The organism is Paenibacillus typhae, assembly GCF_900099765.1.
GTDB lineage: Bacteria > Bacillota > Bacilli > Paenibacillales > Paenibacillaceae > Paenibacillus_AQ > Paenibacillus_AQ typhae.
The window spans coordinates 278,640-290,361 of sequence record NZ_FNDX01000004.1 but is presented as its reverse complement, the minus strand read 5'-3'; the positions used below and the strand labels follow the sequence as shown (position 1 = coordinate 290,361).

Below are 11,722 nucleotides of genomic sequence, written 5' to 3'. Positions count from 1 at the left end.
GAAAGCACGCCTACCCCGCAAGAGGTAGCGAGAGCTTTACGAAACTGTACAACAAGCGAACGGCCGTGGAACGAGTTTTTGCGTACCTCAAAGAGTATTTTGGCATGAAACGTACACGTCACCGCGGTGTCCGGGCAGGTGTGGATTTCCAGCTCAGTACACTGGCCTACAATTTGAGTAAGTTTGCGCTAGACAAGTTGAACAAGCAGTTAAACAGTTTCCAGAAAGTAGCCTGATTTTTTTTAAAAACGATCTCAAAAATTTTGGCCCAGTCTTGCTACTCAACAAACTGAATTATGAAATTGACTCAAGAGTGCAGCTATGTTGACGATCGAGTGTGCGGGAATCCCCCCCACGGCGGCTGCTGACCAAACTAAGTGGAAAATCGGCACCTAATTTCCGGATAACCGCCGGTTTGAAGAATTTAGGTGGAAAAACGCCACCTAACGATACACCTTTCGCTCCAAACGGAGCTTTCGGCCTAAAACAAGTGGCGATTTTCCAACTAATGATTACAAAACTTTAGAAATGATGGAATTAAGTGCCGAAAATCCAACTAATTTATTTTACAGGAGGAATTAACAATGACTAAATACATTTGCAAGCCTTGCGGCTATATTTATGATCCGGCGCTCGGAGATCCCGATGAGGATGTTGAACCAGGTACGACGTTTGAGGATCTGCCGGAGGATTGGGTCTGCCCGGTATGCGGGGAAGATACCACTCACTTTGAACCGGTCGCACAGAAGCGGATCGTATCCTAATAACCAAGGAGGGGTACAGAATGCCGGAACATTCCTGTAAAAACGCTGCGGAGCCGTGTACCCGCAAGGTGCCGATCTTCGCCTCGCTCAGCGGCAGTGAGCTCTCGCGGATCAGCGCGATGATCAGGCACCGCAAATACGCCAAAGGCCAGGCGCTGATTCTGGAGGAGCAGCCGACAGACACGCTGTTTATTATCCAGCAGGGGCAGGTGAAGCTGTCCAAAATGACGCCGCAGGGCAAGGAGCAGATTCTGCATGTGCTGAGCAGCGGGGAATTTTTCGGCGAGCTGAATATCCTGAGCAGCGGGGAGCTGAGCAACTTCAGCGCCTACGCACTGACCGAGACGGCGATCTGCATGCTGACCCGGACGGATATGGAGCAGCTGATGGCGGAGAACCCGGACATTACGATCAAGCTGCTGAAGACCGTCGCCAAGCGGCTGGCCCATACCGAGAATCTGGCCCAGAGTCTGGCGACCAAGGACCCGGAGATCCGGATTGCCCATATGATTCTCGAGCTGGGCGACAAGTACGGCAAGCCGCGCAGCGGCGGCCTTGCGATCAAGCTGCCGCTCTCCCGCGAGGAGCTGGCGAGCTATGTGGGTGTCACCCGCGAGACGATCAGCCGCAAGTTCGCCCGGTTCGAGGATCTGGGCCTGATCGAGCTGGTCGGCAACAAGCAGCTGATCGTGAAGGACCGGCCGTCTTTGGAGAAGTATACGGTTTAACTGAACGCCCTTATAGTTTGGCTGAAATATCCTTCTATATGGCAAACCTTTTGCTTCAGTGCAAGCTTTTTTGCCCGGAGACATTATTCGTCCCGCGTCGAAAAACGTTTCTCTAGACCCACTCAAATTACGTCTGCTACTATGAAACAATGCAATGGGCGGTGAGGGGAGAAACGAAAAATGGAACAGCAGCAGCGTTATGAAAACCTAAAAATGGGTGAACGCGGGGCCATTATCAGTATTATTGCTTACATCTGTCTATCCGCTCTTAAATTGATAATCGGCAATGTATCGGGCTCGGAAGCCCTCAAGGCGGACGGCCTGAACAATGCAACGGATATTGTAGCTTCCATCGCGGTGCTGATCGGACTGAAGTTAGCCCAGCGGCCGGCTGATGCTGACCATCCATATGGCCACTGGAAGTCGGAAACGATAGCTTCATTAATAGCTTCCTTCATTATGATGGCGGTCGGTGTGCAGGTTCTGATTACGGCGGTTGCTTCTGTCTTTAAGGGAAGAGGAGAGCCGCCGGATCTGATCTCCGTCTGGACAGGGCTGTTCTGTGCAGCTGTGATGTATTTTGTCTACCGTTACAATAAGCGGCTTGCGCTTACAATCAAAAGCCAGGCCGTGATGGCCGCTGCCAAGGATAATTTTTCGGATGCCCTGGTCAGCGTCGGTGCGGTAATCGGAATCGTCGGCTCCCAGTTTAGCCTTCCTTGGCTTGACCCTGTTACAGCTGTACTGGTCGGTTTTATCATCTGCAAAACAGCATGGGATATCTTCCGTGAAGCCTCCCACCACTTATCCGACGGGTTTGATGAAACGATTATTCATACGTTCAGGGAGACCGTGGAGCAGGTAGAAGGCGTGGAGGAGGTTAAAGAGCTGCGGGCCAGAAACTACGGCAGTAATGCTGTAGTAGACGTTGTCCTGTCGATCAAAGACGGCCTCGGATTTCAGGAGGCTCATAATGTTGCTACCAACGTGGAGAATGAGCTGAAGAAATCCGCCGAAGTCATTGAGGTGCATGTGCACTATGAGCCGTCGAAGTAGCCCCGAAAGGGGCTTTTTTTATTGGAGAAAACGGTTTATCTTAATGCAATCTTAATACTGAAGGCGAAATCCTAACACTAGCTTAATCCGGCAGATGATATGCTTTCAGGATAATAAGGCTAACATGCAAAGTGAGAGTGAAACCCGTGATTTCCTTTTTGAAAAGGTTTTTGATTGGCAGACCCCTAAAGTCCACTGAACTCGGGGAGCAGAAGTTAAATAAAAAGAAAGCGCTGGCGATTCTTTCCTCAGATGCTTTATCCTCGGTTGCCTACGGTCCCGAGCAAATCTTAATTGTATTGGTTACCGTTGGTACAATGGCCTTCTGGTATTCCATTCCGATTGCGATCGGGGTATTGGTACTGCTGACAGCACTGATCATGTCCTACCGGCAGATTATTTTTGCCTATTCGCACGGCGGGGGAGCTTATGTTGTCTCCAAAGAAAACCTGGGCCGATATCCCGGGCTGGTCGCCGGCGGTTCGCTGCTGGTGGATTATATTCTAACGGTGGCGGTAAGTGTATCGGCGGGAACAGACGCGATTACATCGGCTTTTCCAAGCCTGCATGAGCATAAGGTGCTGATCGCCATTATCTTTGTGCTGCTCATTACATTATTGAATTTAAGAGGCGTGACGGAATCCGCATCCGTTCTGGCCTATCCGGTTTATCTGTTCGTGCTGGCCTTGTTCATTCTGATCGGCACCGGTCTGTATAACATCTTAACGGGTAACGTTCCGGCAGAGCTGCATACCTCAATCGGTACTCCGGTGGCGGGAATCAGTTTGTTCCTGCTGCTGCGCGCCTTTTCATCGGGGAGCTCTGCGTTGACCGGGGTAGAGGCGATCTCCAATGCCATTCCCAATTTCAAAAGCCCGGAAGCTTCCAATGCGGCCAAAACGCTGGCGGCGATGGGAATTTTGTTAGCGGTCCTGTTCTCCGGGATTGTTGTGCTGGCCTATTACTACGGAATTTCTCCCCGTGCTGACGTCACGGTTGTGTCGCAGATTGCGGAGCAGACCTTCGGGCGCAATGCGATGTACTTCTTTGTTCAGGGTACAACTGCGTTAATTCTGATTCTGGCGGCTAATACCGGTTATTCGGCGTTCCCGCTGCTGGCAGTGAATCTGGCCAAGGACAAATTCATCCCGCGGATGTTCACAATGCGTGGAGACAGACTGGGGTATTCCAATGGGATTATTATCCTGGGCGTGCTCTCGATGCTGCTGATCTATGTGTTTGAAGGAGAGACGGAGCAGTTAATTCCTCTGTATGCGGTGGGGGTATTCATTCCCTTTACGTTATCCCAGACCGGGATGATGGTAAAATGGCTCCGCCAAAAGCCGGCAGGCTGGATGCCGAAGTTCGTCATCAACACCGTCGGCGCGCTGATCAGCTTCATTGTAACCATGATGTTCTTCCTGACCAAGTTCACTCAGGTGTGGCCAGTATTTGTCTTCCTGCCGATTCTCCTGTTCGTCTTTCATAGAATTCATAAGCATTACGAGGCTATTGCCGACCAGCTTAGAATCACAACCTGTGAGCCTACGGTCAAAATCGAAGGCAATGTCATCATCGTGCCGGTGGCCGGAATCACCCATGTCGTGGAGAACTCACTGGAATACGCCAAATCGCTGTCACCGCAGCAGATTATCGCCGTCTACGTTCCTTTTGAACGGGAAGACGAAGCGATATTTGAAGAGAAGTGGAAAAAGTGGCAGCCGGACGTGCGTCTGGTTACCCTCTATACACCGTACAGAAGCATTGTTCAACCGTTAACCAAGTTCATTGACACGGTCAACTGGAAAGCGGCAGAGCTAAATCATAGAGTCACAGTTATTATTCCGCAGTTTATTCCAAAAAAAGGCTGGCACAACATCCTGCACAACCAGTCGAGCCTGCTGATCCGTGCCCGTCTGCTGTTCCGCAGCGATGTAATTGTTACTACGGTGCCTTATCATTTGAAGAAGTAATGAAGCCTGAAGGGGCCGTCCCAAAGTCATGAAAGTGGCTTGGGGCGGCTTTTTTGCGTGCAATTTTACACTGGCGTTTTGTCAAGTTAACGGGCATATTTGTTGAGTATACTCGTTTTATCCCATATAAAGATTTTCGTTTAATTTATACTAAAAGAAAAGAAGAAGGTGACTTTATGACTGAAGTAACTATCCGGATCCTGAATGAAAGTGATCTCAAAGTGATCTCCGAGGCGTTTCATAATCAAGGGTGGGAGAAGCCTGAAACTCTTTTTCGAAAATATTGGATAGAACAAGAAAAAGAGCAGCGGGTCACATTGGTGGCTGAAATGAACGGTGATTTTGCGGGTTATGTCAATGTACTTTGGCAATCAGATTATCCCTATTTTAAAAAGCGGCTTATACCGGAAATCCAGGATTTCAATGTCCTGATTAAGTATCGACGTCTCGGAGTGGGCACATTGTTGATGGATAAAGCAGAAGATATCGTTAGAGAACGATCAGAAGTCTCAGGCCTTGGTGTAGGCCTGTTCAGTGATTATGGGGCTGCACAAGCCTTATACGTCAACCGTGGATATGTTCCGGATGGCAAAGGAATATTTAAACACGGGGAGTACCTGCAATATAGTCAGCAGGTAATTGTAGATGACGATCTGAATTTGTTCCTTGTTAAAAGATTATGAGCTCAATAATACCAAGAAAGCAACTGTCAATGGGATCGGCAGCTTTTGTTCAACTTCCTGGTCTACAAGCTGCCTGAAATATGGCCTGTGTAATTTGTATGATAGCAGGAGTGGACCAGTAATTTATTTGCGAATTGGCACTTATAATGGGTCCAATCCATTCATATAATGGCTCAATATGAACAGCCCATTACTGAAGGAGTGCAGACAGATGTTCCAAGGTTTATCCGCGTTTCCGCTTACCCCATTAGATGAAACAGGTATTAACGAAAAAGAATTCATTCCTTTGATAGAACGCTTGGTTTCAGCTGGAGTTGACTCAGTCGGCGTGTTAGGTTCAACCGGAAATTATGCGTATTTAACCCGGACGCAGCGTGAACGGGTTTTACAGCTTGCTGTCCAGGCAGCAGGCGGAGTACCTGTAATGACAAGCATAAGCGCGCTCCGGACGCTTGATGTGCTGCATTTGGCAGAGGATGCGCAGAAAGCAGGAGCAAGTGCTGTTCTGTTCGCTCCGGTATCGTATCAGCCTTTAACGGATGAAGAGGTTTATCATCTGTATGAACAGGTGACCAGCAATCTGTCCGTGCCACTCTGTGTTTATGATAATCCTAATACCACACATTTCCGTTTCAGCGATGAGCTGCACGGCCGGATTGCCAATCTGCCTAATGTCGCAGCCATCAAGATTCCCGGTGTGCCTGCCGGTGCTGAAGCAGCCGGTTTGCGTATAAGAAATCTGCGTGGGCTTGTTCCATCCCGTGTGGCGCTTGGCATAAGCGGAGATCCTTCGGCAGCAGCCGGTATAAAGGCAGGGTGTGAGGTTTGGTTTTCTGTGCTGGGCGGCCTGCTTCCGAAAACTTGCCTGAAGCTGACCCGCTTGGCCCAGGCCGGACGTGAGGAGGAAGAGGGGCAAATCTCATCATTGCTCGAACCTCTGTGGGCCTTATTCCGCCAATATGGCAGTCTGCGTGTTGCCTCTGCTATAGCACAGCAATTAGGCTTCATTTCAGAGCCGGCCCTTCCGCTGCCGCTGCTACCGTTAAATTCATCTGTGAATGAGCAGCTGACGGCAGTGTTACGGGAGGTTGCAGGGTTAGAAAGTTTACAGAATTAGAGGGTGTACAGGATTAGAAGAAAACTAGCCTGTCAATGTTCGCACACCAACAGCTGCTTCCTTGGGGATGCGGCTCTTTTCTGTGTGGACGTATGTGTACCTGTCCGTACTAAGGCGAAAAGTCACACCAATCTGGCGCAATTGCCTGCAAATGAGCCCCATCAAGGGGAAAAATCACACTAAATCGCCTCATCCGCCCGCAAACGAGTTTGGATCGTCTTCACTTAGTTGGACATAAAAAATAAGGGCTTGTAGAAAAAAACTATCAAGTTAAGGAGCGGAATTCTACAATGCCATTACAACACATAACCTTTTTAGTCAAGGACATCAGTCTTGTAAAATTTTTCTTGTCGAAAGTGGGTTCATATAGTAAAGTCATTAAATATAACATCTTTGTTGAGTTAAAGCGTTATTTCTTTCATGTGATGTTAGATTAATGCTTTCATGTAATGTCAGATTAACACTTTCGTGTAGTGTCAGGTGTAACTCTCTGCTGCAGGGAGTTTTTATTTCCGGACATTTGACCTTAGTTCAATTTTTAACAAAGAAGAGAGGAATCCCCTTGGTCCAGCCTATTTTGAAGATTGAGGATTTGCGTACCCATTTTTTCACGGAGAAGGGCGAAATTCCGGCCGTTGACGGCGTCGACCTCTATATTAATCCCGGCGAAGTGCTGGGCGTAGTCGGAGAATCGGGCTGCGGCAAAAGCGTTACCTCGCTTTCGGTACTGAAGCTTGTGCCGAATCCTCCGGGCAAAATCGTTGGCGGACGCATCCTGTTTAAGGGCGACGACATCGTTCCATTAAAGGAAAAGGACATGCGCAAGATTCGCGGCAATGCCGTCTCGATGATTTTTCAGGAGCCGATGACTTCGCTTAATCCTCTGTTCACGGTCGGGCAGCAGATCATCGAAACGGTCCGGCTGCACAGCGGCAAGACGAAGAAGGAAGCCAGAGAGCATGCCATCGATATGCTGCGGAAGGTCGGCATCCCGAGGCCGGAGGCGATTATCGACGAATACCCGCACCAGCTGTCCGGAGGTATGCGCCAGCGGGTGATGATCGCCATGTCGATCTCCTGCAACCCCGAGCTTCTGATCGCGGATGAACCGACGACCGCGCTTGATGTAACGATTCAGGCACAAATCCTGGACCTCATCCGCAGGCTCAATGAAGAGCAGGGGACGGCTGTCATGATGATTACACATGATCTTGGCGTCGTGGCTGAAATGTGCCAGCGGGTTGCGGTCATGTATGCAGGCAAGGTTGTGGAGGAAGGCAGCGTGCGGGATATATTCAAGAACCCGCTTCATCCATACACACGCGGATTGATCGAATCGGTACCGCGCATGGATGAAACCCGGGAACGATTGTATTCCATTCCGGGAAACGTGCCGATCCTGAGCAAAGATATGCAGGGCTGCCGCTTTGCGCCGCGCTGCGAGCACGCAATGGACATCTGCAGAAGTTCGCTTCCGCAGCTGACGCTGCAGGAGGAGCTTCACAGCTGCAGATGCTGGCTTCATGAGAGCAGTCAGGAGGATGCGGTATGACCACGGAACATCTGCTTGAGGTCAAAGGCCTCAAGAAATATTATCCGATCAATAAAGGGTTTTTTAACAAAACGCAGGGTTACGTAAGGGCGGTTGACGATATCTCCTTCACCGTAGGTAAGGGGGAAACATTCGGGCTGGTGGGCGAAAGCGGCTGCGGCAAGTCGACGACCGGGCGTTCGCTGCTCAGACTGATCGAACCGACGGAGGGGCAGGTGCTCTTTGAGGGGCAGGACATCACCAAGCTGTCCCAGGAGGAAATGCGCCGGAAACGGCGGGAGATGCAGATCGTCTTTCAGGACCCCTTCTCTTCGCTGGATCCTAGAAATACGGTTTTCCGCATTCTGGAGGAACCGCTGGCCGTACACGGAGTGGGCGATGCCAAAGAACGCAGAGCCACCGTTGAACGGCTCGCTGATGTTGTGGGCTTATCCAGGGCGCATCTCCAGCGTTACCCGCACCAGTTCTCAGGCGGGCAGCGGCAGCGGATCGGTATTGCCCGTGCGCTTTCCCTGCAGCCGAAGCTGATTGTCGCCGACGAGCCGGTGTCCGCGCTTGACGTGTCGATCCAGTCACAGGTGATCAATCTGATGCAGGATCTGCAGCGGGAGTTTGGTCTTACCTACATATTTATTGCGCATGATCTCAGTGTCGTTAAGCATATCTGCGACCGGGTTGCGGTTATGTATCTCGGCCGTATCGTGGAAGTCACGAATAAGCACAGCCTGTACACCACACCTCAGCATCCCTACACCCAGGCGCTGCTGTCGGCCGTTCCGGAACCGGATCCGGATATCCGCAAGGAACGGATCATTCTTCAGGGCGAGGTGCCGAGCCCTGCCAATGCGCCGGTAGGCTGCGCGTTCAGTACGCGTTGTCCCCACGTGATGGATGTATGCCGGAATGTCAGACCGCCGCTCGCCGAGACGGGGCCGGGACATTTGACCGCTTGTCACTTATACACGGGCGCAGGGAAGGAATTATTCGCTTAAATCAGGTTTATGGCCTTACGCCTCCAGGCGCAGGCTCCATATACAGCTTTATTCTTACTTAATAGAAAGAAGGGAGTTATTAACCATGAAAAAGTGGAGCAGTTTGGCTTTGGCCGCCGTGATCGGCCTCACCTTGACGCTTAGCGGCTGCGGGGGGAACAACAATGCCGGAACGGAAGGAAATGCAGGAGGAAATACTGCGGCGACCAATGCGCCGCAGACGGACTCCGGCAGCGCTTCGGCATCGACGCAGGATACTCTGATTGTGGGACGCGGTGGCGATTCGGCTTCGCTGGACCCGGCCATCGTCACCGACGGCGAGTCCCTCAAAATCGCTCACCAGGTGTTCGACTCCCTGCTGGAGTATAAACCGGGGACTTCCGAAGTACAGGCATCGCTGGCGGACAGCTGGGAGGTTTCCGCAGACGGCCTGACTTACACCTTCAAACTTCATCCGGGCGTCAAATTCCATGACGGTACTGACTTCAACGCCGAAGCCGTAGTTTTCAACTTTACGCGCTGGAGCGATCCTAACAGCGAATTTAAATTCGAAGGGGACTCTTTTGACTACTACGACTCCATGTTCGGACCGGACGGTTCCCGCGTTATTAAGGAAGTAAAAGCCGTTGACGATTCGACGGTGCAGTTTATACTGAACCAGCCGCAGGCTCCGTTCCTGCAAAACATAGCCATGACTTCTTTCGGAATCGCTAGTCCTACCGCGGTTAAGGAGAAGAAAGAGAACTTCAAGAATGAGCCGGTCGGCACGGGTCCGTTCAAGTTTGTGGAATGGAAACGTAATGACGCCATCACCCTGGACAAGAATGCGGACTACTGGAAGGAAGGTCTGCCTAAGATGAACAAGGTGATCGTCCGCTCCATCCCGGATAACTCGGCCCGCTTTACGGCGCTGCAGAACGGGGAAATCGATCTGATGGAGGATTTGAGTCCGGATGATCTGTCCACACTTGAAGGCAACAGCGATCTGCAAAAGATAGAACGTCCGCCGTTCAACGTTGCATACCTGGGCTTCAATCTGCAAAAGGCTCCTTTCGATAACGTGAAGGTAAGACAGGCGCTGAACCATGCTGTGAACAAGCAGGCCATCATTGATGCCTTCTTCGCCGGGCAGGCCCAGCCGGCCGTTAACCCGATGCCGCCTTCGCTGTGGGGTTACAACGACAGCGTACAGGATTACGAGTATGATCTGGACAAAGCAAAAGCGCTCCTGGCCGAAGCCGGATATCCGGACGGACTGCCAGATACGGTAACCCTGTATGCAATGCCTGTTTCCCGTCCATACATGCCTGACGGCAAAAAGGTAGCCGAAGCCATTCAAGCCGACTGGGAAAAAATCGGTGTAAAAACCGTAATCGAATCGCCGGAGTGGGCGACTTACCTGGACGACACGAAAGCCGGCGAGAAGGACGACATTTACATGCTGGGCTGGACCGGCGACAACGGTGACCCGGACAACTTCCTGTACACGCTGCTTGACAAAGACGCCATCCCGGGCAACAACCGTTCGTTCTACGCCAATGAAGAGCTGCACACCGTTCTGATCAACGCTCAGAAGGAAACAGATCAAGCGAAACGCTCCGACCTGTACAAACAGGCTCAGGAAATCATCAAAGCGGACGCACCTTGGATTCCGCTTGTGCATACAACGCCTTTGTTGGCGGCCAAAGCCAATCTGAAGGGATATGTGCCAGGCCCGACAGGTACCGAGTACTACAGCGAAGTATATTTCGAATAGACGTTTGACAGACAGCCTTACCGCCGCTGAAACAGCGGCGGTAAGTTACTGTTATCCCCTAATACACCTTTGGAAGGTGAGCCGAATTGAATTCCTATCTAATTAAACGTGTAATGGTCCTGATCCCCGTTCTGATCGGGATGACGATTATCGTCTTCTCCATCATTCACGCCATTCCGGGCGATCCGGCGGAAACGATTCTCGGCCAGAAGGCGACAGAGCAGTCCAAGCAGGCTTTACGTGAACAGCTCGGTCTCGACAAGCCATGGCTGCAGCAGTATTTCAACTACATGGGTGATCTGCTTCAAGGTGATCTCGGTACCTCCATCCGGACCAAAACGCCGATCGCCAAGGAGATCATGCCTTATCTTGCGGCAACGCTGGAGCTTACCGCTGCAGCCATGCTGTTCGCTACCTTTGTCGGAGTAAACGCCGGCATTCTCAGCGCCTGGAAGCAGAACTCCTGGTTTGACTACACGTCCATGATCATTGCCCTGATCGGGGTGTCCATGCCAATCTTCTGGCTTGGGTTGATGGAGCAGATGATATTTGCCCTGAAGCTGCACTGGCTTCCTTCAATAGGAAGAATGGATCAGCGCGATCCGGTTGAGAGCATAACGAATCTATATGTCATCGATACGATTATCGCCGGCCGCTGGGATCAGCTCTGGACCGTCATTAAACACCTGATTCTCCCGAGCATAGCGCTCGGAACGATACCGATGGCGATTATCGCCCGGATGACGCGCTCCAGCATGCTGGAAGTTATGAATTCCGATTATATCCGCACGGCAAAAGCAAAAGGTCTGTCACAGTTTCTGGTCGTGTACAAGCACGCACTGAAGAACTCGCTGATTCCCGTACTGACGGTCGTCGGTCTCCAAACCGGGGCGCTGCTCGGCGGAGCGGTGCTTACCGAGACGATCTTCGCCTGGCCGGGCGTGGGACGGTATATATTTGAAGCGATCAGCTCGCGGGATTATCCGGTTATTCAAACCGGCATTCTGATTATCGCGTTTATTTTTGTAGTCATCAATCTGCTTGTGGATCTGCTGTACTCCGCCATCGATCCGCGCATCCAATACAAGTAAGGAGTGAACC

General features: G+C 51.2%; 11 protein-coding genes. All 11 read left to right on the top strand.

The genetic code is table 11. From position 1 onward, the window contains the following. Positions 1–236 (top strand): transposase (locus tag BLR64_RS05935; RefSeq protein ID WP_139171909.1); only part of this gene is annotated, 236 nt, incomplete at its 5' end. A 348-nt stretch (positions 237–584) separates the two neighbouring features. Further along, the gene (gene rd / locus BLR64_RS05930; protein ID WP_090713146.1) at positions 585–764 is read left to right on the top strand and encodes a rubredoxin; all 180 of its coding nucleotides are present in this window, start codon (positions 585–587) and stop codon (positions 762–764) included. 20 nt (positions 765–784) lie between these two features. Next, positions 785–1,492 (top strand): Crp/Fnr family transcriptional regulator, encoded by a 708-nt coding sequence (locus tag BLR64_RS05925; protein ID WP_090713144.1) that lies wholly within the window; start codon positions 785–787, stop codon positions 1,490–1,492. Between the two features lie 180 nt (positions 1,493–1,672). Beyond that, on the top strand, positions 1,673–2,548 hold the full coding sequence (locus BLR64_RS05920; RefSeq protein WP_090713142.1) for a cation diffusion facilitator family transporter: 876 nt from the start codon (positions 1,673–1,675) through the stop codon (positions 2,546–2,548). A gap of 146 nt (positions 2,549–2,694) precedes the next feature. Next, complete coding sequence (locus BLR64_RS05915) at positions 2,695–4,521, top strand: APC family permease (RefSeq protein WP_090713140.1); 1,827 nt, start codon at positions 2,695–2,697, stop codon at positions 4,519–4,521. Positions 4,522–4,574: 53 nt separating this feature from the next. Further along, positions 4,575–5,204, top strand: coding sequence for a GNAT family N-acetyltransferase (locus tag BLR64_RS05910; protein ID WP_244157625.1), 630 nt, complete (start codon positions 4,575–4,577; stop codon positions 5,202–5,204). Between the two features lie 211 nt (positions 5,205–5,415). Continuing rightward, positions 5,416–6,321 (top strand): dihydrodipicolinate synthase family protein, encoded by a 906-nt coding sequence (locus tag BLR64_RS05905; protein ID WP_090713135.1) that lies wholly within the window; start codon positions 5,416–5,418, stop codon positions 6,319–6,321. Between the two features lie 562 nt (positions 6,322–6,883). Next, entirely contained in the window at positions 6,884–7,873 is a 990-nt protein-coding gene (locus BLR64_RS05900; protein WP_090713133.1) for an ABC transporter ATP-binding protein, read from the top strand. After that, positions 7,870–8,865 carry an ABC transporter ATP-binding protein gene (locus BLR64_RS05895; protein WP_090713131.1) on the top strand — a complete coding sequence of 332 codons (996 nt, stop codon included), beginning with the start codon at positions 7,870–7,872 and terminating at the stop codon, positions 8,863–8,865. The genes BLR64_RS05900 and BLR64_RS05895 overlap by 4 nt, the downstream gene beginning before the upstream one ends. Before the next feature lie 85 nt (positions 8,866–8,950). Further along, positions 8,951–10,621: an ABC transporter substrate-binding protein gene (locus tag BLR64_RS05890; RefSeq protein ID WP_090713129.1), complete on the top strand. Its 1,671-nt coding sequence runs from the start codon at positions 8,951–8,953 to the stop codon at positions 10,619–10,621. 86 nt (positions 10,622–10,707) lie between these two features. Beyond that, positions 10,708–11,712 carry an ABC transporter permease gene (locus tag BLR64_RS05885; protein WP_090713127.1) on the top strand — a complete coding sequence of 335 codons (1,005 nt, stop codon included), beginning with the start codon at positions 10,708–10,710 and terminating at the stop codon, positions 11,710–11,712. Positions 11,713–11,722 lie beyond the last annotated feature (10 nt).